The organism is Natrialba sp. SSL1, from assembly GCF_001861355.1.
Classification (GTDB): domain Archaea; phylum Halobacteriota; class Halobacteria; order Halobacteriales; family Natrialbaceae; genus Natrialba.
In genome coordinates this window covers 36819-58896 of sequence record NZ_MASN01000036.1, presented here as the reverse complement: position 1 = coordinate 58896, position 22078 = coordinate 36819, and the positions used below count along the sequence as shown (strand labels likewise).

Sequence of the window (22078 nt, the reverse complement as noted above, 5' to 3'; positions counted from 1 at the left end):
TCGGTGGGCTGTTCTGCAGCAGCCCTACGATGGCCGCGTCATCACGTGCGTCAGCAAGAACAGTCCGACCGCGACGACGGCGACCGTCGCCAGACTGTACTCCACTGCACCGATGAGCGCTGCGCCCCAGACGAGCCACCAGGCGAACAGTGCAGAGAGGATTGCGTTGAGGACGATGAGCAGTCGCGGATCGCCTGCAGAGGATTCCAGTCCCTCACGAAAGCCGCCGCGGTCGCCGTCCGTGCCGGAATCGCCAGCCATAGCGCGATAGGAGAGCGTCAGTCACTTAGCCGTTTCCGTCGTTGGCGCTGTGAGTGCGTTCGTACTGGACAACTCATGGCCCAGATACGCACAAGCAGCGGGCTTTATAACGCCTCGCTCGAACCGCAGACGTATGCGTGAGGTTACCGTGTCCCGAACGATCGACGTCTCGCCGGCGGCACTCCAGAAGCACCTCGATCCGGCGGCGATCGTCGAGGCGGAGGGGAGTTTCACCGTCGTCGATATCGACGAGGACGAGTCGGCGGGTACCACGACAGTCGTCGCCAGCGGCCCCGGAATGCAACTTCCGCTGGAGTTCGAAGAACGCGAGGGAACGATCTACTATACGCAGGCGGGTGAGCGGGGACCGTTTTCACATATGGAGACGTGGGTCGAGTTCGAGTCTGCGGCTGAGCGAGGACAGGGACAGGAGCAGCAACAGGGCCAGCAACACCATGACCACCAGCAACAGCACTCCCAAACCCACCTTACCCTCCGCTCCGCCGTCTCCCTCGCCGCTCCCTTTCCCTTCGGTGACCGAATCGCCGCCTGGAAACGCAAAGGCGAACTGCAACGCGCACTCGAGACGTTCGCCGCGGAACTCGAGTAGGTCGCGAGACGCCACTGAGACAGAGCAGTTGTGTCGGGACAATCTGGTAACATACGTGTTGCCCGCGGTATATATGCGTCTGCAACCAAATTAGGTACTGAGATGCCGCGACGACACTCGGTGGTGCTCGTACTCGGTACGATCGCTAGCGACATGACTATGGGGGGCACAGGATACTAAGATGGCCACACAACCTGATTCGGGTGCGCTCCCCCAGGACGCACGGATCGGCCGAACTGCACTTCGTGTCACCGACCTCGCGGAGATGACCGAGTTCTACCGGACCGTCGTCGGACTCACTGTGCTCCGGCAGTCGGAGACGACCGCCGTTCTCGGTGTCAGTGAGACGCCGCTTCTCGTACTGGAGCGAGATGAGGATGCAGCCGACCGACACCGATCGGCTGTCGGGCTGTTCCACAACGCGTTCAGAGTCCCCTCGCGCGAGGCGCTGGGCGATGCACTGGCTCGACTCCAGGACCGGTGGCAACTCAGTGGTGCGTCCGACCACGGCGTCAGCGAGGCGCTGTACAGCACTGATCCGGAGGGAAACGGCATCGAGATCTATCGGGACTTCCCGCGTTCGGAGTGGCCCGCGGGCTCCGATGGGGGCGTGCAGATGTATACGCGGCCCCTCGACCTCGGTCCGATCGAGGCGGCTGCCACGGGTGCATCGGAACTCCCCGCCGGTACGGATGTCGGGCACGTTCACCTCGAAGTGTCGTCACTGGACGCGTTCCGGGACTTCTACGTCGACACTGTCGGGTTCGAAATTCAGGCGACGGTGCCGGACGCGGTGTTCGTGGGTGCTGGTGGCTACCACCACCACGTTGCCGGGAACACGTGGAATCACCGTGCCGAACCAGCCAGCGGGCGCGGCCTATCCTGGTTCGAGGTTGTGGTCTCAGACGCAGCGGCACTCGAGACGATTCGAGATCGACTCGCAGCCGGTCAGTATACGGCCACTGAACTGGACGACGGGGTCGCTGTTACGGGACCGGACGACATCGAGGTCCGGTTCCGAGTCGAGTCCTGATTCTGACGGGTGACGTTCCGTTCGGTTAGCTGCGACGGCGACCGGCGACCTGAGTGAGGATCAGTCGGTGGTCATCCGCACACGCGACCGTCGTGAGAACGAACAGCGTCGTGATGATCGTCCCGAGGGTGAGTCCGGAGATGGGGAGCAGGCCGAACGCGGCGGCGAGAAGCAGGCCGACGCTCGCTGCCGCGGTGGCCACGTAGTAGGTCTCGTCGGTGTCGATCTGCCCGTCGAGACGCGTCCGCAGCGATTGGGCGTCGTCTGCTGGTGTGTCCGGTGTTGCAACCTCGAGATACGGCCTGAACGTTTCGAGGTGCTCACCAGGGCGGATAATGCCGCGTGATTTGTTGTACTCGATGACACCCGCCTTGTCGAGTTTGGGGAGGTGGGACTGGTACAGTGGGATGTAGACGCGCTGGCGCTGCGTCGAGGTCAGTTTGGCGACGGTGGTATCGTGCTCGCGGGCGGCGACGTGCTCTGCGAGTGCACCCATCTTGACGGTGTCGTCGCTCTGTAACACGTACCGAATCGCCTCTCGCCTGCGCGACGTCTGGAGGATGTGGAACACGTCGTCGTCGGAGAGGGCTGTCGATTCCGCTGTCGTGTCGTCCGACGGGGATGCCGACTCCGTTTCAGGATCGGCGGGGGTTGGGCGGTCGGTGATGCTCATACTACCTACTTCGGTCGGGCGAACTGCGCCTACCTAAACGTTATTGTACGTCGTGTCGAGAAAAACAGTAAAAGTTGCAATACGTTTCAAAAACCAGACTGTCGCTGTTAATCACGTATTAGTGTCCTAAAGCGGTTGTTAGTGGTGTATTGGCGAATCTAACATCTTCATAAGGTGGTACAGTACAGAAGCTAAGACCAAGGAAGATAGGACATTCGTGTGATTCTGAGTCTCGGTTGTCGTGGCCGTTCTGACCAGTTGATAGCTACGACGTATTCGTCCGGAAGACGGCTTCTTCCCCCGTATCATCGGGAAACTTCGTCTCTTGACCAGCTGTCTGTTGTTCCCATTCAGCATCCGACACCAGGCACGCTGCGAGGCGCGCGCGCAGTCGCTGTTCGAGTCCTGCTGTTTCGCGCTCGCAACCGTTGTCAGCCGTGGAAGTGTCTACAGTCTCTCCACCGTCGTCGAACCCCGTCCCGATGAAGACGAGTTCCGTCTGCCGGTCGCCGACCTCGTCGTCCCACTCGAGTGCCGGTCGGTTCGAGCGATAGAGGTCGCGCTCGAGGTCGGGGAGATCGGCGATCCAGGGGCCGGTTGCGGTGAGACGACTCGAGGGGCCGGCCTGGGAGAGGGTGAGCTGCATGTCGGTGGTCGCGACCCAGACGGTTCCCTTGGATCTGACGACGGACTCTGGAAGCGTCCGGAGGAAAGAAGCGAATCGCTCGGGGTGGAAGGGACGACGCGAGCGGTAGACAAAGGAGTCGACGCCGTAGACGTCGTTGGGGTGTCGGTGTTGGTGGTGGTCGTTGCCCTGGTTGTGGTCCTGGTGTTGATACTGGCCATCATCGGCCGCCGCAGCCACTCGGTCCAGACTCTCGCGTTCGTCGAGTTGGGCCGGATCGAATAGATCGACACCGAGCAACTGATTCGGATCGACCGCACTGAACTCGGTCTGAATCGTCTGCACGTCGGGCTGGAGCGCTTCGACGAGTGCCGTCGCCTCCGCGAGTTCCGCCGGCGAACAGCGGTCTGCCTTGTTACAGAGAACGACATCGGCGACCTCCAACTGTTCGATCAACAGATCCGACAGCGGGCGGTCCGACTCCGCAGCGGGATCCGTCTCTCGTTGCGGGACCGCCTCCCCGCCGAAGGTGTCGACGAACAGCCGTGTATCGAGCACCGTGACGATCGAATCGACCTCGTAGCGGGCGGCCACGCGCGACGTCGTCGTAAAGAGGCGAGCGACCGGTGCCGGTTCAGAGATGCCGGAGGATTCGACGATCAGGTGGTCGAACTCCCGGTTTCGAGCCAACCGGACGACGGCCGTCTCGAGATCGTCCTGCAGTTCACAGCAGAGACAGCCGTTCGAGAGTTCGGCGATCCCGTTGTCGACGTCGAGGTCGGACCCCTCGGCGACGAGTTCGGCATCGACGTTCACCTCGCCCATATCGTTGATGAGGACGGCAAGATCACGGTCTCCAGCGTTCTGTAGCAAGTGATTGAGGAGTGTGGTCTTTCCCGCACCCAGGCTGCCAGCAAGAATCGTCACTGGAATCGTCGCGGTCATATCGGGAGTCATTGTATTGCACGGATTAAGACCCGTCGTCTCGACGGCGCTCCGACAAGCCAATAGCTGAATAGCTGGGTGCTGCGATGCGATCTCTCCAGGCACCACCACAGTCACGATGACGTATTTCTGGGGTAGAAAGTAATGATAACCTACTTGTACCGATGGAATTAAAATGTTGCTACATGCAACAGTGTCCCCGCCGTTCGGTCCTCGGTGGAATCGGTGCGACGATGGCTGCCGCCGTTGCGGGTTCGACCGTCGCCGCGACGGACGAGCATACCGACACCAGCACCGACACCGCGACCGCCTCCACGACCGCCGAAGCGACGTTCGACGACCTGCTCGCGTATCTCCCCTCCGAGATCGCACAGGACTCGATGGTCCTGATGGCCACGAACTACGATCGATTGCTCGAGGCCAACCAGCCCAACGACCCACATCCGAACGTCAACGTCCTCGACCTCGACGCCGAAGACATCTCGAAAAGCGTACTCGTTACATCCTACTCCGATGCGTCCACACAGCCACTGACGGTCCTGTCTGGCGTCGAGCTAGAGGAGTCCACCTCGTCCCGCGAAACCGACGCCGGACTCGAGTACGAGTACACTGAACTCGACGACGAGGATGCTGTCCTCGGTTCTGACGGCGACGTACTTATCGTCGCCAACGAACTCGAGACGCTCGATGCGGCTGTCGACGCAAACGCGGCAGAAGCAACCCGCCTACTGGATGAAGAATCGACACTCGAAGCGGGTATGTCGGCCTTTGGCGACAGCCACATGCGTCTGGTGCGCACCGGTGACGAACAGCTGCTGACGCCGGGCGAGACGGACGCCGTACCGACGTACTTCACGCACGCCCAGACCGTCATCGACGCGGATACGATGGAACAGTCGATCGGATTGGAGTTCGAGGACGAGTCGGACATCAGCGACGAACTGATCGAATCGCTCGAGGCGGAGTTCGCCTACGCCGCGACCGAGGAGCCCTCGGTTGATGTCGATGAGACGTTCGTCAGCACGACCGTCGAACGCGACCTCGCCGCCGAACGCGCCATCAGAGAGCACGACAGTCCTGGGTTTCTTCGCGTCGACCGGGATATCGACCTCGACGACGACTACCTCGAGATCGAACTCGGCCGCGGCGATCCGACACCGATCGAGGACCTCACCTTCGAGGTCGGCGACGAGGAGTACGACCGCGACATCTGGGCCGATGGCCACGGTAAACTCGAGGAAGGCGATACGATCGTGCTGGACATGGACGACGTCGAGCCGAACCTGTCCGTCAGGCTGCGCCACGACCACGAGCTCGGCGGCTCGAGTAGCGGAACGACCGTCCTCTCGAACTTCGGGTTCAGAGGTGAGTTCGATGTCGATACCGGCGAGTTCACTGTCAGCTACGCAGACGACTTCCCGCTCGACGGTGACCGGCTTCATCTCGCCGCCTACGACGAGCGTCCGTACTACCGACCGACCGAGGACGCACCGGAGCCGAAGGCGTCCGCACAGCCGTGGACGGATGAGACCCTCTCGGAAGGTGCGACGGCGACGCTCGAGGGCGTCGAACCCAGCGACCGAATTCTCGTCGGCTGGGACGGCATCGAAAACAGCGACAGCATCAGATCACTTCAGGCCCAGCCGCCAGGCTCAGTGAGCTTCGAGTACGACTACGAGAGCGAGACGGTCGAGGCGACGATCGAGTTCGGTGACCGCCAGCAGTATGCGGCGGCAAATACGGCAGCGGCCGAAGAAACGGCTGCGGCTACGGACGACGAAACCGACACCGACGACACCGAACGCTCGGCAGACGAGTACGAGTTGCTGGTCGACGGCGAACGGGCGACGACCCAGTGGGCGGAAGAGTACGACACCGTCACCTCCGGGACGACGATCGACATCGACGACGTCGACGTCGGCACCGAGATCGAAGTCGTCTGGGCTGGGACGGATGCTCGGATCGGCTGGACGCGCGTTCGGCCGTCGGTTCAACTCGAGTACGACGATGGAACGGTCGAACACGTCGGTGGCGAGGCACTCCCGGCATCCGAACTCACCGCGGATGTGTGGACGGATGGAGATCGGTTCGAGATCGAACTGGCTGACGAGATCGACGGCGAGTTCGTAGAGGGTGAGACGTTCGCCGTCGATGCCGATGCGGTTAGCGAGGATGAGGCTGCGGACGACGACCGCGAGTTCGGAACGGTCCGGGAAGTCTCGCTTCGGTACGATAGCCACCGTGTCGGGTTTGCGATTCCCGACCGGTAAGCGACGCTCACTGTCGGGTTCGAACGTGCTCTCAGTCTTGGGGTAACTGTTTTTGAGTCGGTCCGCAAGCTCCCAAGTCTGCGAGTCCGCGAGTCCGCGAGTCCGCGAGGGCGATACATTTTAGTCTCCAGCACCGAGCATGACCGACGATGACACTTGCCGATCGTATCGAGTCGTTCCGGACCACGCTCGAGGAGTGGCTCAGGGGGCTCTACCACGGACTGTTCACGCACCCGGCCTACGAGAAAATCGAGCAGGAAGCCGAGGACACCGAGGACGCGTTCATGCTCGCGTGCTTCCCCGACGCCTTCGGCATTCCGAGTCCGGTCTCGTACTACACCGCCGAACTGCTCCCCTACCTCGAAGACGAGTTCAGCGCCTGGGAACGGCGCATGTGGGACCGCCAATCACTCGTCGAACGCAAGGGCCACCAGTACCACTTCTAACTGCCGATGACCGACTTTGTCTTCTTCGGCGGGAAGGGTGGTGTCGGCAAGACGACCGTCTCCAGCGCGTACGCACTCGAGTGCACTGGGGCGGACGAGGAGACGCTCGTCGTGTCGACGGATCCGGCCCACAGCACGACTGACGTGTTCGGCCAGCAGTTTAGCGACGAGCCCCAGTCGGTCGACGGGTACGAGGGGCTCTCTGCGATGGAGATCGATCCGGACGAGGTCGTACAGGAGCACCTGCTCGATCTCAAGCGACAGTTGAACGCACAGCTGTCGGCGGCGATGGTCAACGAGGTGGACATCCAACTCGAGATGGCCCACCAGACGCCGGGGGCGTACGAGGCCGCGTTGTTCGATCGGTTCGTCGACGTGATGCAGAACGCCGAGGCGTACGACAGAGTCGTCTTCGATACCTCGCCGACTGGCTCGACGCTGCGATTGCTCGCGCTACCGGAACTCCTGGAGCAGTGGATCGACCGGCTGATGGCGAAGCGTCGGCGGAGTATCGACCTCTACGAGAAAGCTGCGATCGGCAATCAGGAGCCCCGGCGCGTGATGGACGGCGACCCGGTGCTCGCGCGATTACAGGGACGCAAGGAACGGTTCGAATTTGCTGGGGACGTGCTGCGGGAGCAGGCTGCCTTCTACCTCGTCTTGAACCCGGACGAACTATCGATTCGCGAAACACACCGTTCGGTCGAGACGCTCACGGAGGCCGAGTTACCCGTTCGCGGACTCGTCGTCAATCGGCTGACTCCCGAACCTGACCCGGACGAGGAGGGCCGTGGCGCACGCTACCTTCGTGACCGTGTTGCGACGGAGCGCGACCGTCTAGAGCAGATTGACGAGGAGTTCGACGTCCCGGTCGTGGCGACGATCGAAACACGCGTCGAGGAAGTTCGAGGCAGTATTCTCGACGATGTCGCGGCCGAACTCGATATCGCTGGCTCGAGCGCGGATCCACCGAGTGAGCAGCTTTGACATCCTCCCCGCGCTGCAGCGCGAGGTTTTGTGCCCGTTTATCCCATAACCCGCCTGAATGTGGGTTGTTCACCCGAAACACTCTGACCATCTGTCGATTCGATCTGACCGTGTCGGAAATATCTCCTATTTTGGCGGCGAATAATCCCTTCTATCGCCGGCTTGTCGAATCTAAATAAATTATATTTATGGTGTTGCCGTTCAACGGTTGGTGCGGGAGACAATAACATGGCAGGTGTGATCTGGATCGTTGCACTGATACTGACGACGTTTACCGTCGCGTACATCACGTACGGTCGGTATCTCTCGCAGTTCGTCAACTTAGACGACAGTCGTGAGACACCGGCGCACAAGTATCAGGACGGTCAGGAGTACGTACCGGCGAAAAAGCCGGTCCTATTGGGGCATCACTACTCGAGTATCGCGGGCGGCGCACCGGTCGTCGGACCGATTACGGCGGCGTTGGTCTGGGGCTGGGTGCCAGCCGTGCTGTGGGTTGCGATCGGCAACCCGCTCATCGGCGCGGTTCACGACTTCGTCTCGCTGTCGAGCAGCCTTCGACACGAGGGGAAGTCGATCGGCTACATCATCGGCGAGTACGTCGGTGAACGCGGCAAGAACATGCTGCTGTGGTTCGCGTTCTTGCTGACGATTCTGGTCGTGGCGGTGTTCGCACTCGTCATCGGGGTCGTCCTGGACGCGTATCCGCAGGCAGCAACGGCGAGCCTGATTTACATCACGCTCGCGCTCCTGTTCGGGGTCTGGCTCTACCAGCTTGGCCTGCCGTTTTCCGTCGGAACGGTCGTCTTCGTGGGCGGCGTGTTCGGCTCGGTCTGGGCTGGTATCCAGTACCCGCTCGCACTCGTTCCAGGAGAGTACCCTGAGGGGACAATCGTGTTGTTGGAGTCGACACCGTTCTTCATTCCGGAGTTACTCCAGAGCGTCAACATCGGTGCGTGGGTGCTCGTCATCCTCGTTTACGGGGCGCTTGCGAGTATCCTGCCGGTGTGGATGCTGCTACAACCGCGTGACTACCTCTCGTCGTTCCTGCTGTACACGGGTGTCGGTGGGGGGCTGCTCGCAGTCATCGTCGGGACGTTCATCACCGGAATGGGAAGCGATGCAGTGCATCCAGACACCGGAGACGCACTGAGCTTCCAGATCGAGACGGGTGCCTGGTACGGCTTCTTCGGCGAGGCCGGTCCCATCGCACAGGAGGGGCTAATCCCGCTCATGCCGCTGTTCCCGCTGTTGTTCCTCACTATCGCATGCGGAACCGTCAGCGGGTTCCACTCGCTGGTTTCCTCGGGAACGACGGCGAAGCAACTGAACAAGGAGACTGACGCCAAGCTGATCGGCTACGGTGGCATGCTCGCGGAGGGACTGCTCGCTGCAGTCGCGCTGGTCACCGTGACGATCATCGCGATTCCCGCCGCCGACGGCGGAATCGGCCTCGCACTGCCGAACTTTGCAACTGGTGGCGGTGCGATCCTGACGGCGTTCGGTATTCCGATGGCGTACGGTGCGCCGTTCATGGCGCTCGTCCTCGCGAGCTTCCTGCTGACGAGTATGGACACGGCCGTCCGGCTGGGTCGGTACATGCTCGAGGAACTCATCGGCACGCCCGAAACCGAGGTCGAGGCGTACGCGGCCAACCGCTACGTCAACACGTCCGTGATCGCCATCGTGGCGTTCTTCCTGCTCGGCAGCGGTCGCTGGGAGGACCTCTGGACGCTGTTCGGCGGCGCAAACCAGCTGCTGGCGTCGCTTGCACTCCTCACGGGAACGATCTGGCTGGCCAACTGGAGCAAGACGAAGCAACTCGTCTCGACCGGTGGGCCGATGGCCCTGATGGGCTTCATCACGGTCTGTGGCCTGGTATGGGTCGGTGGCTACCAGATCATTGGTGGTCGCCTCCTCGGGATTACCGCGGAGGCCGAGACCGGCATCATCGGCATCGGCTCGGCAATCGCTCAGGTCCTGATCATCGCGACACTGCTATACCTGGCACTGTCGCTGTTCAAGATCGGCTACGACAACTTACAGACGGCTCGCGACAGCGGAACGGGTGTCGCAGCCGACGTAAGTCAGGACGACGACTAGTCGAGCCGCACTCGCGGCTCGGTGGTGTGGTTCATTTTTGACCGCTGCAGACCGAGTGTGTCGAGTACCGACAGCACCAGTCTGGAGAATCCGTCGACTGGCTGTAACTACAACTGAAGCCGTCGCGAGAGCAACCCCAGTAGTCCCGGCTCCTCGTGTTCGATCGGTTCCCAGAGCCGAAACGCCGTTGCAACGTCTGCGTTCTCGCTTGCAACCAGTTCCGATTCGTCCGGTGCGACAACGACGACGTTCGTCTCGTAGTGGCCGTGATAGCCGTACTTCAACAGTGTTCGTCCGTCGTAGGAGGCGACACGACTCCGGACGGTGTCTGGGATGCTGTCTGTGATGAGCACGAACGTAAACTCCGTACAGAAGTGTTCCTCGGTCGCCTCGATCCACTCGTCTGCGAGGTCGTCGCCGAGAGCCGCGAACCGATCGAGCGTGTCGTCGTCGACGCGGTCGACACGACTGACGAACAGGTGTTCGTTCGACTCGTGTTCGGCGAACGAGAGTGATGGGTGGAGGAAATGTTTCTGACTTACCAGCGAGAGCTCGCCGTAGAGCGTGAACGACTCACCCGCAACCTGGTAGTCCTTCTCCAGGTCGTAGTTGTGCATGAGCCGGTCGCTCACTCTATCGATGTACTCGTCGTCCCAGTCGGGGACGTCCGCGAGGTCACCGTCGGCCGGCGAGCCGTCGTCCTGGGGACTCACGCCAGTTTCGGTGTGGCTGTCCGCCGTTCGTTCCATGTGGGTGAATGCCACGAGGAGACCAAAAAGCCGTCGGGACGACCCGTGTGTTTACATACCATAGCGTCCAACGACGAGTAGTAACCGACCCCATCACATATGGCACGAAAACGCGAGGCGTGTGGCCGCTGCTCGATGTCCGTCGCAGTTGAGGCCGCACAGACCGAACAGTCCGACACTGACCGAGCGACACAAGATCCCTACGGCGACGCCCGCATCGAAGTCGAGGAGTCGACGCTCCGGCGACTCTCACCCGACGGCTGGCTCTCTGGCGTTTCGACTCGAGTAAGCGAGCGCGTTCGGCAGCTCACCTGGGGGAACTGAGGCGCTTGGTGCTAAGAGATTGGGTGCTGAGAAAGAAGAGAAGAGAGCCAGCGAACCGACACCCGCTCAGTTCGTCGTGATAATCTCGATGACGTCCCGCGGCTCGACCTCGTAGCTCTTTCCGAGCTGGCGGTTCGACCGGCAGTCGATCGCATGGAGGAAGCCGTCGCCGATGTCCGAGTGGAGACTGTAGGCGAAGTCCTCGGCGGTCGAGTTCGGTGGGATCAGGTAGCAGTCGGGCAGCACCTCGCCGCGTTCGTTTCCGAGGCCGTTCGCGCCGCCGGGGAACACCGGCGTCACGCCGAGTACGTCGAACAGCGCGGTTTCCAGGGCCGCCTGAACGCCGGTTGCGCCGTACTCGTCGAGAAAGTCGCGGATCTGTTCGAGACCCTGTTCTTGCTCGCCGGAGACATCGCCCGTGATTTCGAAGCCGTCGTCACCCGGCCGGTAGTCGAGGACGCCGGCCTTGTCCGCCGACTTGAGGGCCTTCTCGGCGTGTGCGCTGCAGGGAACGATCGTCAGGTGTTCGTACTCGGGATCGGACGTTATCTCCTCGTAGTTCGCCTGCGCCTCCGGCGTGTCCATCTTGTTCGCCGCGATGACCATCGGCTTGGTCTCCTTGCGGATTTCGCGGGCCAACTCGAGTTGGTCCTCGTCCTCCCAGTCGTCGAGATCGAAACCGATGTCGGTGCGGCGGATCAGGCGTTTGATCTCGTCCTCGTTGGTTTTGAACGCGCTCATCTGCTCGGCGAGTTCTTCCTCGATAGCGTCGTCCTCGGTGGTGTATCCCGATTCGTACCGCTTGATTCCTTTTTCGAGGATGTCGAGGTACCACTGGTCGAGTTCCTCCTCCAGGAAGGCGATGTCCTCGCGGGGGTCGTGGCCCTCGGTCGGCTCACCCTCGAGATCGGTCTCCCCCGAGAAGTCGACGACGTGGACGAGTACGTCCGTCTCGTTCAGGTCGCTCAGGAACTGGTTGCCGAGGCCGTTGCCCTCGTGTGCGCCGGGAATGAGGCCTGCAACGTCGACGAGTTTCGTCGGCACGAAGCGGGTGCCGTGGTCGCAGTAGCCGACGTTCGGCGTACACTCCTCGTCGAACTCCGGGGCCGCACAGTCGACGCGGACGTAGGCCTCGCCGACGCTCGGATCGATGGTCGTGAACGGGTACGCCCCCTCGGGCACGTCGTTCATCGTCGCAGCGTTGAAGAAAGAAGATTTCCCGACGGACGGTTTACCAACCAGTCCGATTCGGTAACTCGTACTCATTATCAGAGTCTGGCGAACCAGCCCTAAACGGGTTTCTGTCTGCCGTCGACGTGCTATGGCTGGCCCTAGCACACGCCTGGTACACAATCGGTACCTGAGTGCCACACAACTGACACACAATCGGTACACAACCAGCACACACTCGACTGCGAAGAAAATTCGACGCACAACCGCTCAGTTCGGCCGCTCGAGACGAGTTACCGGGCCAGCGTCGTCCAACTCCAGCCCGCAATCGCCAGCACGATCAGCGCAAGAACGGCAAAGGCACCCCACTGCTGGGTCTGCGTGTCCGCGATCGGTGCGAACACGTCGACCAGCCCGGTCGCCTGCATCATGCCAATGACGAGCAACAGCAACACGAGGATCGAGACGACGGCGATCGCGATCCAGTTGCGAGCCATCTGCGCACCCTCCTGCTGGGCTTCCTCCGCGTCGTGCGTCGGTTTCTCGGTTGGATCCTGATCGGTGCCGGCGTCAGGATCCAGATTGGAGTCGCGGTCGGACATATCAACCAGTAGAACGGGATCACGGGAAACGGTTCTACCTGCAGGTTCCGGCCGCGGTTGAAGTGCGCAGGCAGCGCCGTGCGCTCTGGGCGCTGGACCCAGCGCTACTCGAGTACCGTCGCCAGCGCGTCCATCGTCTCGTCGACCAGTTCGCGCCGCGCGTTGTAGCCCATGTGACCGACGCGGATGATGTCGTCCTCGAGATCGCCGAGCCCCGTCGCGAGGACGATATCGTGCTCCTCCCGCAGGGTTTCCTGTAGGTCGGTTGCGCTGCCGTCGTACTCGAGTGCGGTCACCGTCGGCGAGCAGTCGTCGGTTGCGGTCGGGTAGGGCTCGAGGCCGAGGTCGGCGGCGCGGTCGCGACAGTGGGCGGCGACCTCGCGGTGGCGTTCGAAGACCTGTGCGGGGCCTTCCTCGAGGATCTGGTCGGCGGCGGCGTCGAGTGCGCGGATGTTCGCGGCCATGTGGGTGTAGGGGAACCACTCCTCGTCCTCGTCGGCGGCGGTGCGCCAGGGCGTGAGGTTGGTGTAGTGGGCGCGGTTTTCGACGGTCTCGATGCGGTCCCAGGCGCGCTCGCTGATCGTTGCGGTCGAGAGGCCGGGTGGTGCGCTGAAGCACTTCTGGCTCGCGCCGAGACAGACATCGATCCGATCCGTTGGGACGGGCGTGCCGGCGAGCGAGGAGACGGCGTCGACGACGCTGATGATCCCGTGGTCGTTGAGCACGTCCAGAATCGGCCCGAGGTCGTTCAGCGTGCCGGTCGGCGTTTCACAGTGGACCATCGTTGCCACGTCGAACGGCTCGTCGGCGTCCTCGATGGATGTCTCGACGGTGTCGCGGTCGAGGGTTTCGTCCCAGGGGACCGCGCACGTGACCGGGTCGCCGTCGTACTGGGTGACGAAGTCGGCGAAGCCGTCGCCGTAGCGGCCGTTCGAGAGACACAGAACGCGATCCCCGGGAGAGACGAGCGAGTCGATGGCGGCCTCGAGACCGAGGATACCCTCACCGGCGAGGACGGCGGTGTCTCTGCCGTCCGTGGCGGTGGAGCCGTCCGCATCCGCCGTATGAATTCGCGTGAGTTTGTCGGCCAACGCGCGGTAGCACTCGAAGAACTCTGGTTCGAGGTCCGGGTTGGGAACCGGTTCGGCGAGGCGCTCTCGAACTGCGGGTGGGATTTCGGTCGGCCCCGGCGTCATGCGCAGGCGCTCGGGAACGTGGCAGTCGGTGGGCATTGGTATCTACCCGCGTCTACCGGCGGTGCTGACTAAAGTCGTCGGTATTCGGCACTCCCGGCCACCGGATCGGAACCGCACGCGACCGCTGATTACCGGTTCAAAGGGACTACCCTTATCGGGCGGGCCGTCACACACTCGCGTATGCACGTCACGTTCCTCGGAACCGGGAGCGCGATGCCGACCGGTGAACGCTTCCAGACCGGCATTCTCGTCCAGAACGACGGCCGACAGCTACTGATCGACTGCGGCTCCGGTGTGCTCCACCGCCTCCAGCAGTCCGGCGTCGGCTACGAGAACGTCTCGACGGTGTTGCTCACCCACCATCACTTAGACCACGTCGCCGACCTCCTCCCGCTGATGAAAGCCCGCTGGCTCGCCGGCGAGGAGCATCTGGAGGTCGTCGGCCCGCAGGGAACCAAGGGGTTGCTCGACGACCTCCTCGACGTCCACGAGTATATGCAGGGAAAGATCGACCTGCAGGTTCGGGAGGTCGTCCCCGGTGAGTTCACCGTCGCAGGCTTCGACGTCTCGGCTTACGAGACGCGCCACTCGCTGCCGTGTCTGGCCTATCGGTTCGACGATCGGTTCGTCTTCAGCGGCGACAGCGAGGCCTTTGCCGGACTGGCGAACTTCGCCGAAGGCGCTGCCATCCTGGCTCACGATTGCTCGTTCCCCGACGACGTCGACGTATCGAACCACCCGACACCAGAAACGCTCGGGCGTGAACTCGCTGGTCGGGAAATCGGCCGCGTCTACCTGACACACCTCTATCCCCACACCGACGGCCGCCACGAGGAGATGCTCGAGTCGATCGGCCGGCAGTACGACGGCGACGTTCGATTCGCCGAAGACCTCAAAACGATTTCAATCGAGTGAGATAGCCGAACACGTTCTGTGGTTCTTTTCGCGCTTGTTCAATACACCTGCTTTCGTGACAGTCACGAATATGTAACTCTCCAAACACGTATAAGCGGCCCGTTTGTAGGATCATAACAACAGCATGGTCCCCAGCGACACATCACCGCCCTCGACCGCAACGGACCGACCAGCGACACGCATACGAACGATCACAGACACGCGTAACACCCATCTGACCGGCCGAGGGAACCGTATGACACCGATCCCCTTCCGCACGGAGGCAGCCAAATGAGCGCGCCGGAACGAGTCGCAGACCTTTTGACCACCCACTCGCGACTCGTTCTCGTCGTCCTTCTCGTGCTGACTGCCCTCGTCGGCGCGGGCGTCCCCATGGTCGACGACGACTCCTCGCTCGACCAGTTCGAAACCGACTCGCCCGAAGCCGAGGCGCTCGAGGACATCGACGAGCGATTCGTCGCGGAAGATCAAGAAGACACGACGAGCGTGCAGTTGATCCACCGCGGTGATGGCGGTGGCGGCGGTGATGACGGCGTAGACACCAACGCAACCGCTGACAACGTCCTCTCTCAGGACTCACTCATCGCATCACTCGAGTTCCAGCAGGAAATCCGTAACAACGAGTCGATCAACGCGACGCTCGCCCACGACGGCGACGGTGACCCGATCACCGGTGTCGAGAACATCGTCGCGATCACGGCGATCACCACCGAACAGGCCGCAGACCTCGAAGAGCGCGGCGCGGAACTCGAACAGCGCGAAGGTGAACTCGAGGAGACGAGCGCACAGCTCGAAGCGGGCATCGACGACGCGCGCGAGATTCAGCGCGAGTACGAGCAACTGAGTGCCACGTACGACGAGGACGACCCAGAGTACCAGGAGGGTGCAGCAGAACTCGAGAGCGAGTACGACACCCTGCTGGACGAGGTGACAGCCGAGCTCGACGACGAGCAAGCTGACGAGTACGAGGAGTTCGCCGACCAGGCGCGGCTACTCGAGTCGCAGCTGTTCCAGATCGAACAGCAGGCTGAGAACCCCGAGGAGGTTCCCGAGTACCAGGAGGCATCTGAGAATCTCGAAGACGTCTACACCGGTGCGACGATGGGCGTCCTCGAAGACGAGTACGAGCAACTCGAGGAGGATGGTGACCAGCTAGAAGAAGACCAGGCCGAACTCGAGGAGGGCGAACCTGATCCAACGCTCGACGAACAGATCGAAGCACTCGAGGAGCTCGACGAGGACGAGTTCGAAGACATCCTCACGGACACGCTCTCCGACGACGACGAGAACGACGGTGCAGCACTCGCGTTCATGCCGTCGGAGTACGAACCCGGCACCGCTGAGGCGGACGCGCGGATGACGATACTCTCCCAAGAGGCGGCAGGCGAGATGGAGATGGGCGCTGGCGACGACGCCGTGATCGACGCACAGCTCGATCTGCGCGACCTCGCGGGCGAGCACGAGCACGAGTACGTCGTCTTCGGTGTCGGCGTCATCACCGACGAGATCGATCGCTCGATGGGTGACAGCCTCTCGATCGTCGGGCCGCTCGCACTGACGTTCGTCGTCGCCGCGCTGATACTCGCCTACCGCGACCCGCTCGACATCGCGCTCGGCGTCGTCGGCATCGGCACAGTCTTGCTCTGGACGTTCGGCTTCATGGGCTGGGCCGGAATCGCGTTCAACCAGATGATGATCGCCGTCCCGGTGCTGTTGATCGGGCTCTCGATCGACTACGCAATTCACGTCTTCATGCGCCACCGCGAGCAACGCGAGGCGGTCCGCTCCGCCGACACCGACCGGGAGACGGGCGAGGCAGACACCGTTCGCGGCTCGATGTCCATCGCCCTCGCCGGCGTCGGCGTCGCGCTCGTCTGGGTGACCGCGACGACCGCCATCGGCTTCCTCGCGAACCTCGTCAGTCCGATCGCCCCCATTCAGGAGTTCGGGGTCGTCAGCTCCGTCGGGATCATCGCCGCGCTGATCGTCTTCGGCGGCCTGATCCCGGCCGCCAAAGTCGAGTTGGACTCGGTACTCGAGTCCCGCGGCTACGACCGCCACCGGCGCGCCTTCGGGACGGGTGGCGGACGCTTCAGTAGCGTGCTCACGATCGGTTCGACTGCCGCGCGGCGCATTCCGCTCGTAGTCCTGATCGCGGTCCTGCTGTTGACCGCCGGCGGCGTCTACGGCGCGAGCCAGGTCGACACCAGCTTCGACGAGGAGGAGTTCCTCGCGGAGAGTCCGCCGGCGTGGACCGAGAATCTGCCCGGCGGAATGAGCCCCGGTGAGTACCAGGCGGCCGACGACCTCGATTTCGTCAACGAGAACTTCCAGCGCGAGGACACGCAGGCCCAGATACTCGTGGAAGGTGATGTAACCGATGCGGAGACGTTAGAACGTCTCGACGCCGCCGAGGAGGCGGCCGCTGAGAGTCCGGTCACCTACACGCTGGCGACCGGCGAGGCGGACGTTGAGGGCCCACTCTCGGTGATGGAAGACACCGCGGCACAGAACGAGTCGTTCAACGAGACCTACACTGCGGCGGATACGACCGGTGACGGCGTACCCGACGAAGACATCCCGGAGCTGTACGACGAACTCTTCGAGGCGAACGACGCGGGCGCGAGCGAGGTCATCCACCAGACCGACGACGGCGAGTACGAGTCCGTCCGGCTGATCGTCGCCATCCAGGGCGACGCCGACTTCGGCGACGCGACCGACGAGATGCGCGCCATCGCAGCGGGCATCGACAGCGAGGGTGCTGGTGACGAACGAACGGTCGAAACGGAGGTCGGTGACGGCTCCGGCGCTGAAGCCGACGCTGACACCGACGACGAACTCGCCGTCAGCGCCATCGCGACCGGCGATCCGATCGTCAACTACCTCGTCGAACAGGACCTGCTCGATACCGTCCTACAGAGCCTGCTGATCACGCTGGTGGCCGTCTTCACGTTCCTCTCGGTGGCCTACTGGCTGACCGGGAACAGCGCGAGTCTCGGTGCCGTCACCCTGCTGCCGGTCGCGTTCGCCGTCAGCTGGATTCTCGGCACGATGTACCTCATCGGGATGCCCTTCAACGTCCTGACGGGGATGATCACCAGCCTTACGATCGGGCTCGGCGTGGCCTACAGCATCCACATTAGCTCGCGCTATACGCTCGAACTCGAGCGCCAGGGCAACGTCTGGGCGGCGATGCACACCACCGTCACCGGCACCGGCGGCGCGCTGCTCGGCAGCGCGGTGACCACCGTCGGCGGCTTCGGGACGCTCGCGTTCGCCATCCTGCCCGTCCTCCGCCAGTTCGGGATCATCACGGGACTGACGATCACGTACGCGTTCCTCGCGAGCGTCGTCGTGTTGCCGACGCTGCTCGCGCTGTGGACGCGGTACTTCGGCCCGGACGTGTCGTTCGACATCGAGCAGGCCCGGCAGCCGACGCCGACGGCGAGTGATGGTGGGCAGACGCTGGATAGGGACGGGGACGGGGATGCGGACTCGGCCGCAGCCGTCGATGCAGGTGGAGATACGCAAACCGAAACAGACACCGGCGAGACGACAACCGAACCCGAAACAGACGACCGAACGCCGCCCGCAGGTGACGACCGATGACCGGCGACGAGAGTGCCGCCATCGACGCCTTCGAACGCCTCGGCCTCACCAGCTACGAGGCCAAGGTCTTCATCGCCCTCCAGCAACTCGGCTCCGGTACGGCCCGGGATGTCGCCCGAACCACTGATGTCCCGCGCTCGCAGGTCTACAGCGTCGCCGAGAGCCTGGAGGAACGTGGTCTCCTCGCCGTCCAGCAAGCGAGCCCGATCCGCTACCGGCCGGTCAGCATCGAGGAAGCCCAGACAACCCTTCGAAACCGCTTCGAACGCGAACAGGAACGGGCGTTCGACTACGTCGAGCAGGTCAAACGCGACTCCGTCGAGGAGGAAACCCAGGAGGACATCTGGACGATTCGCGGCCGCGAACGCGTCGACGACCGCGTCGTCGATCTGGTCTCGAACGCCGAGGAACGCATCCTGTTCGGTACCCGGCTCCCCGACCTCGTCACCCCCGCGCTGGGCGAGGCACTCGAGAGCCGCGCTGCCGAGAACGTGGCCGTCACCGTCGTCAGCCGCGACGAGGGCGTCCGAGACAGACTCGGCTCGCTCGAGGGAGTCACCGCGGAACTCCCGCCGACACACCGCGAGGACGACGAGCGATCGGGACGCATCCTCATCGTCGACGACGACGCACTGTTGCTGAGCGTCGTCGACGACAGCGGCGGCGAAACCGCGATCTGGAGTTCGGGCTCGCTGTTCGCGTCGGTGTTGATTCAACTGATCGAGGCGAGCGAGGAGATCCGCTGACGCGCCGGGAACACCAGAATGTGCCTCAGCGGCGGCGACGACGACGGCGACCACGAACCTGCCGAATCACCCGCACATTGTTCACCACCGCAGCCGCGCCGACCACCGTGATCGCCACCGGCACGAGCAGGTCGACTCGAGTACCCGGCGCTGTGCGAGTCATCGCCACTGCGCCGAGATAGAATACCGCGAACAGCGCGATCTTGAATAGCCCGAAGCGGACGACCCCCCACGCCGACGGCGGCTCACCGAGTAGCTGCCGTGCGAACGGCATCCCTTCCTCGATCTGGGCGTGTCTGAGGCCGACCGCGGTCGTCACGAGATCGCCGACGCCGTAGGTGAGCACGGCGGCAAGCCAGAGCGTCGAACTGAGAGCCATCGGGTGAGACGGTGAGAGTTAGAGTTGGTCCTACTCGAGTCGGTACCGCAACAGTGCCGCAATGCCGCCGAGGTTCGACAGCTGTTGGCCTGGCGGGAACTCACTCGAGAAGACCGTCACTTCGCCGCCTTTCTGTTCGGCCGTGCGGACGACCTGGTCGACGTCGATGGCCCACTCACCATCGGGGCCGCGTTCCTTGCGGAGGCGGTCGTCGAGGATCAGCAGCCGTTCAATCGCACCGAACTCGGCGGCCTGCTGGACTGCTTCGGGGCCGTAGGCTGCTTTCGCGCCCTGGGCGATGCGCTCGGTGAGTTCGTCGATGTACTCGGCCTCGCTCTCGATGCGCGTCTCCTGCTGGACGTCTGCGACGGCACCGCGCTTCAGGACCTCGTGGACGCCCCGGTCGCCGACGCTCGCCGTGTCGACCATCGTAATTTTCTCGGCGACCGCGGGCTCGTTGTCGTCGAGGTACTTTCTGGCGTCCTGTTTCGTAAAGCCCGGCCCGGCGAGGATGATCGCGTCCGCGTCCTGTCGTTTGAGCACGTCGCCGAGTTCGGCGAACAGTTCCGAGCGCTCGCGGGCGTACTCGCCCTTGCCGGTGGGGCCGGTGATCGTCGCTCGCTCCTCGGTGCCGTACTGGGCGACCGTGTGGACGTGGGCCTGTCCTTCCTCGACGGTGGCGATGGCGACGTCCGGGTTCTCGGTGGCCTCCTCGGCTTCTTCGAGACGGGCCTCCTGGTCGGGTTTGAAGCGCTTCTCGATCGAGAGCTCTTCGCGTTCCTCGACGTTCAGCGTGTGATGGAAGCCGAGTTGGTCCTCGCGCGAGCAGGCGACGATCTCGCCGCCGACGCGCAATCGGTTGGCGAACTTGTGGAACTCGATATCTTCGACGGCGATGGCGACCCACATGTGCTCGCGCTCGCCGCCGGTGTCGCGCATCTGGTCGTCGTTACGCTGGATGCGCCGGGTCGTATCGCCAGCGACGCGATCGCCGGGCTCTAGCACGTACTGGAGGTGCCAGAGGTCGTCGACGCTCTCGGGGACGACGGTAACCCGCTCGCACCCGCCGTCGAGCGGTTCCCGGTCTTTGATTTGCATACCTGTCAGTCCGGGAGGGTCGGTAAAAGGTGCTGTTATTCAGGAATCGGCGATTGGCAACTGGAGGGCACTGTGGGCTCAGGCGTGAGCCAGATAGTTCTCCGAGCACCAGACCCACTCGTTGTACGCCGGGACGTGCAGCCCCCACCAGGTGATGCCGTCACACTCCTCGGGGCCGTTCATGACCTCCCCCTGGGTTCCCTCGGGTAAGGTCAGCACGACATCGTCGTTGAGACACGGCTGCTCGCGCCCGTTCAGATCCGTCGTCGTGACGACCTGGTCGCCGTCCTGGAACTGGTCACCGCCACCGCCACCGCCGCCATCCTCCTCTTTCACCAGACTCTCGAAGTGGTCCATATCCCAGTCCGGATACGGACAGGTTCGACCACCGTGGTGGAAACTGCTACAGTCGCCATCCGGCACGTGTGTATGCCCAATAATCCCGCCCGACTCGTTCTGGATGCAGGTATTGCTCGTGTAGAACTCGAGTGGAATGTTGTGCATGTCCGCAATACAACGGACGAGTTCGGCCGAGGACTCGTAGCAGGCGTCGGAGATGCCGTTGTCGTCGAACCACTCGTGTTCGATGCCGATCGAACGGTGGTTGGCGATGTAGCGGGCGTGCCAGGCAGCGCGGTCGTGGTGGACCAGTTGATCGACGTGACCCGCTGACGGCCCGTCTGTCCAGTCGTAGTTCTTCACAAGGTAGTGAGAACTGACGCCCGAGTCCGAACTGGTGAGCGTGTTGAGTGCGCCCTGATAGGCACCCGCCGTGACGTGGATGACGATCCAGTCAATGCCGAAGTCGCGCGAACTATGATTCGCCGCTTCGACCCAGCGGTCCGCGGCGTCGCATTCGGTGTGTGACGCTGCCGCGCGGTCTACCTGCGTTCCGAGTATCGTCCCGGTTCCGGCGGCAACGCCGGTCGCCTGGAGGAACGACCGTCGTTTCCAGTTGCTATGGCCGGTCGTCTCTCGGTCGTCGGTACTCGAGTGCTGTTCTCGGTCTGTATCGTGTGCAGTGCAATCAAGGCACATAGAATGACAGTCATGCGACGCTTACACTAATAACTATTGGATATTGTGGTAACGGATTTCGATCACGGCTACCGACACAGGCGGAGAAACAGGAGGCAAGAGGAGGATGGGAGGCCGCCACTACACGCAGGCACTCCACTACGACTGGTCGAACAGATCACTGGCCAGCCGCCTACAGGTCGTAGTCACACCGAAACTAACTGGCAGCGACGCAACAACCTCATCAAAACCAGCATCCAAGACAGTTCAGGGCCGTCTTGTGCCTCTATGTCTCGAACGGCGGCCAGACCGGTCTACTG

Annotated in this window: 20 protein-coding genes; 10 read left to right on the top strand and 10 right to left on the bottom strand. The window is 62.9% G+C overall.

Annotation, left to right across the window (positions count from 1 at the left end; all coding sequences use genetic code 11):
* Positions 1-24 precede the first annotated feature (24 nt).
* Positions 25-261 (bottom strand): hypothetical protein, encoded by a 237-nt coding sequence (locus BBD46_RS13660; RefSeq protein WP_071402251.1) that lies wholly within the window; start codon positions 259-261, stop codon positions 25-27.
* 133 nt (positions 262-394) lie between these two features.
* Between BBD46_RS13660 and BBD46_RS13655 the strand changes: the two genes are divergently transcribed.
* Both BBD46_RS13655 and BBD46_RS13650 read left to right on the top strand, forming a co-directional pair.
* Positions 395-871: a polyketide cyclase gene (locus BBD46_RS13655; protein ID WP_071402250.1), complete on the top strand. Its 477-nt coding sequence runs from the start codon at positions 395-397 to the stop codon at positions 869-871.
* Between the two features lie 181 nt (positions 872-1052).
* The gene (locus BBD46_RS13650) at positions 1053-1904 is read left to right on the top strand and encodes a VOC family protein (RefSeq protein ID WP_071402249.1); all 852 of its coding nucleotides are present in this window, start codon (positions 1053-1055) and stop codon (positions 1902-1904) included.
* A gap of 25 nt (positions 1905-1929) precedes the next feature.
* Here BBD46_RS13650 and BBD46_RS13645 read toward each other — a convergent pair whose 3' ends face one another.
* Complete coding sequence (locus BBD46_RS13645; protein WP_071402248.1) at positions 1930-2577, bottom strand: DUF7344 domain-containing protein; 648 nt, start codon at positions 2575-2577, stop codon at positions 1930-1932.
* A gap of 265 nt (positions 2578-2842) precedes the next feature.
* The gene (locus BBD46_RS13640; protein WP_071402247.1) at positions 2843-4147 is read right to left on the bottom strand and encodes a CobW family GTP-binding protein; all 1305 of its coding nucleotides are present in this window, start codon (positions 4145-4147) and stop codon (positions 2843-2845) included.
* A gap of 185 nt (positions 4148-4332) precedes the next feature.
* Here BBD46_RS13640 and BBD46_RS13635 point away from each other — a divergent pair, with 185 nt between their 5' ends.
* The 4 genes from BBD46_RS13635 to BBD46_RS13620 all read left to right on the top strand — a co-directional run bounded on the left by BBD46_RS13635 (position 4333) and on the right by BBD46_RS13620 (position 9953).
* Entirely contained in the window at positions 4333-6417 is a 2085-nt protein-coding gene (locus BBD46_RS13635; RefSeq protein ID WP_071402246.1) for a hypothetical protein, read from the top strand.
* Between the two features lie 149 nt (positions 6418-6566).
* A complete protein-coding gene (locus BBD46_RS13630) occupies positions 6567-6863 on the top strand; it encodes a hypothetical protein (RefSeq protein WP_071402245.1) in 297 nt (98 codons plus the stop codon).
* 6 nt (positions 6864-6869) lie between these two features.
* Positions 6870-7850 (top strand): ArsA family ATPase, encoded by a 981-nt coding sequence (locus tag BBD46_RS13625; protein WP_071402244.1) that lies wholly within the window; start codon positions 6870-6872, stop codon positions 7848-7850.
* 228 nt (positions 7851-8078) lie between these two features.
* On the top strand, positions 8079-9953 hold the full coding sequence (locus BBD46_RS13620) for a carbon starvation protein A (protein WP_006652353.1): 1875 nt from the start codon (positions 8079-8081) through the stop codon (positions 9951-9953).
* Positions 9954-10060: 107 nt separating this feature from the next.
* On the opposite strand, the gene BBD46_RS13615 is transcribed toward BBD46_RS13620, so the two are convergent.
* Positions 10061-10702: a hypothetical protein gene (locus tag BBD46_RS13615; protein ID WP_071402243.1), complete on the bottom strand. Its 642-nt coding sequence runs from the start codon at positions 10700-10702 to the stop codon at positions 10061-10063.
* A gap of 99 nt (positions 10703-10801) precedes the next feature.
* Between BBD46_RS13615 and BBD46_RS13610 the strand changes: the two genes are divergently transcribed.
* Entirely contained in the window at positions 10802-11026 is a 225-nt protein-coding gene (locus BBD46_RS13610) for a hypothetical protein (RefSeq protein WP_071402242.1), read from the top strand.
* Positions 11027-11092: 66 nt separating this feature from the next.
* Here BBD46_RS13610 and BBD46_RS13605 read toward each other — a convergent pair whose 3' ends face one another.
* From BBD46_RS13605 to BBD46_RS13595, 3 genes are all read right to left on the bottom strand, one after another.
* Entirely contained in the window at positions 11093-12292 is a 1200-nt protein-coding gene (locus BBD46_RS13605; RefSeq protein WP_071402241.1) for a redox-regulated ATPase YchF, read from the bottom strand.
* A 197-nt stretch (positions 12293-12489) separates the two neighbouring features.
* Positions 12490-12798 carry a hypothetical protein gene (locus tag BBD46_RS13600; protein ID WP_004216627.1) on the bottom strand — a complete coding sequence of 103 codons (309 nt, stop codon included), beginning with the start codon at positions 12796-12798 and terminating at the stop codon, positions 12490-12492.
* A gap of 104 nt (positions 12799-12902) precedes the next feature.
* Complete coding sequence (locus tag BBD46_RS13595) at positions 12903-14030, bottom strand: pyridoxal-phosphate-dependent aminotransferase family protein (protein ID WP_071402240.1); 1128 nt, start codon at positions 14028-14030, stop codon at positions 12903-12905.
* Between the two features lie 144 nt (positions 14031-14174).
* Between BBD46_RS13595 and BBD46_RS13590 the strand changes: the two genes are divergently transcribed.
* The 3 genes from BBD46_RS13590 (at position 14175) to BBD46_RS13580 (ending at position 19264) form a co-directional block, all read left to right on the top strand.
* Complete coding sequence (locus tag BBD46_RS13590) at positions 14175-14909, top strand: MBL fold metallo-hydrolase (RefSeq protein ID WP_071402239.1); 735 nt, start codon at positions 14175-14177, stop codon at positions 14907-14909.
* A gap of 270 nt (positions 14910-15179) precedes the next feature.
* Positions 15180-18518, top strand: a complete 3339-nt coding sequence (locus BBD46_RS13585; protein ID WP_071402238.1) for an MMPL family transporter — start codon at positions 15180-15182, stop codon at positions 18516-18518.
* Positions 18515-19264, top strand: coding sequence for a TrmB family transcriptional regulator (locus BBD46_RS13580; RefSeq protein WP_071402237.1), 750 nt, complete (start codon positions 18515-18517; stop codon positions 19262-19264). Before BBD46_RS13585 ends, BBD46_RS13580 begins: the two co-directional genes overlap by 4 nt.
* Before the next feature lie 25 nt (positions 19265-19289).
* Here BBD46_RS13580 and BBD46_RS13575 read toward each other — a convergent pair whose 3' ends face one another.
* The 3 genes from BBD46_RS13575 to BBD46_RS13565 all read right to left on the bottom strand — a co-directional run bounded on the left by BBD46_RS13575 (position 19290) and on the right by BBD46_RS13565 (position 21779).
* Positions 19290-19643: a hypothetical protein gene (locus tag BBD46_RS13575; protein ID WP_071402236.1), complete on the bottom strand. Its 354-nt coding sequence runs from the start codon at positions 19641-19643 to the stop codon at positions 19290-19292.
* 30 nt (positions 19644-19673) lie between these two features.
* A complete protein-coding gene (locus BBD46_RS13570; RefSeq protein ID WP_071402235.1) occupies positions 19674-20741 on the bottom strand; it encodes an mRNA surveillance protein pelota in 1068 nt (355 codons plus the stop codon).
* Positions 20742-20819: 78 nt separating this feature from the next.
* Positions 20820-21779 (bottom strand): N-acetylmuramoyl-L-alanine amidase, encoded by a 960-nt coding sequence (locus tag BBD46_RS13565; protein WP_071402234.1) that lies wholly within the window; start codon positions 21777-21779, stop codon positions 20820-20822.
* Positions 21780-22078: the final 299 nt, after the last annotated feature.